Annotated in this window: 1 protein-coding gene; it reads right to left on the reverse strand. The window is 65.8% G+C overall.

Annotated elements, in window-relative coordinates:
* Window positions 1–1,748, reverse strand: a 1,748-nt coding sequence (locus tag VNZ93_RS00430) for a Tex family protein (RefSeq protein WP_325698470.1), incomplete at both ends; no start/stop codon positions are given.

Below are 1,748 nucleotides of genomic sequence, written 5' to 3' on the forward strand. Positions count from 1 at the left end.
TGCCCTTGCCGTCGGCGGCATTGCCCGTGCCGGAGCGCTGCGCTGCCGCTGCGCCGTCCTTGCGCATGCTGAGACCGATGCGCTTGCGCTTCACGTCGACTTCGACAACGCGCACCTTCACCACGTCACCCGCCTTCACGACTTCATGCGGGTCTTTCACGAAGCGGTCGGCCAGTTGCGAGACGTGAACGAGCCCGTCCTGGTGCACGCCGATATCGACGAAGGCGCCGAACGCGGCGACGTTGGTCACGGTGCCTTCCAGCAGCATGCCGGGCTTCAGATCGGTGATTTCCTCGACGCCGTCGGTGAAGGTCGCGGTCTTGAAGCTCGGACGCGGATCGCGGCCGGGCTTTTCCAGTTCGGCCAGGATGTCGCGCACGGTCGGCAGGCCGAAGCGCTCGTCGACGAATACGCGCGGATCGAGCGCCTTCAGCGCGGCACTGTCGCCCATCAGCGAGCGCACATCGCGGCCGCAGGCCGCAACGATCTTCTTGGCGACACCATAGGCTTCCGGATGCACCGACGAGGCATCGAGCGGTTCGTCGCCGTTCGGGATGCGCAGGAACCCGGCGCAGAGCTCGAAGGTGCGCGGTCCGAGCCGTGCGACTTCAAGCAATTGCTTGCGGTTCCTGAAGGCGCCCACCTTATCGCGATGCGCGACGATCAACTCGGCGAGCGACGCGCCGAGGCCCGACACCCGCGACAGCAGCGAGGCCGACGCCGTGTTGAGATCGACGCCGACCGCGTTCACCGCGTCCTCCACCACCGCGTCAAGCGAGCGCGCCAGCCGGTACTGGTCGACGTCATGCTGATACTGGCCGACGCCGATCGACTTCGGCTCGATCTTGACCAGTTCCGCCAGCGGGTCCTGCAGGCGGCGTGCGATCGACACCGCGCCGCGCAGCGACACGTCGAGATCCGGAAATTCGGCGGCGGCGGTCGCCGAAGCGGAATAAACCGACGCGCCGGCCTCGCTCACCACCACCTTGATCGGCTTCGGCGATGGCATGTCGGCCAAGAGATCGGCGACCAGCTTGTCAGTCTCGCGGCTTGCTGTGCCGTTGCCGATGGCGATCAGCTCGACCTTGTGGCGCACGATGAGCCGCCCGATTTCGGCCTGTGCACCGCGAACATCGTTCTTCGGCTGGAACGGATAGACCGTGGTGGTCTCGAGCAGCTTGCCAGTGTTGTCGACGACAGCAACCTTCACGCCGGTGCGGATGCCGGGATCGAGGCCGATCGTCGCGCGCGAACCGGCTGGCGCCGCCAGCAACAGATCCTTGAGATTGCGGGCGAAGACCGCAATCGCCTCTTCCTCCGCGCGCTCGCGCAACTCGGTCATCAGATCGATCGAGAGCGTGAGCGAGAGCTTCACGCGCCATGTCCAGCGTGCGACATCCATCAGCCATTTGTCGGCGGCGCCGGCATCCGCACGGATCGCGTAGGCGTCGGCAATCATCTGCTCGACCGGCTTCACCTGTGCGGTGCTGTCGGCATCGATTTCGATATCGACCGTCAGGATGTCCTCGTTGCGGCCACGCAGCATGGCCAGCGCACGATGACTAGGCGTCGTCGCCCAGCGTTCGGAATGGTCGAAATAGTCGGAGAACTTGGCGCCGGCCTCCTGCTTGCCGTCGATGACCCTGGCGTGCACGAAGGCCTTGTCCTTGAGGTAGGTGCGCAGGCGGCCGACCAGCTCGGCGTTTTCCGCAAAGGTCTCGACCAGAATGTCGCGCGCGCCATCCAGC

This window comes from Pseudorhodoplanes sp. (assembly GCF_035565795.1).
In the GTDB taxonomy this organism is placed as follows: domain Bacteria; phylum Pseudomonadota; class Alphaproteobacteria; order Rhizobiales; family Xanthobacteraceae; genus Pseudorhodoplanes.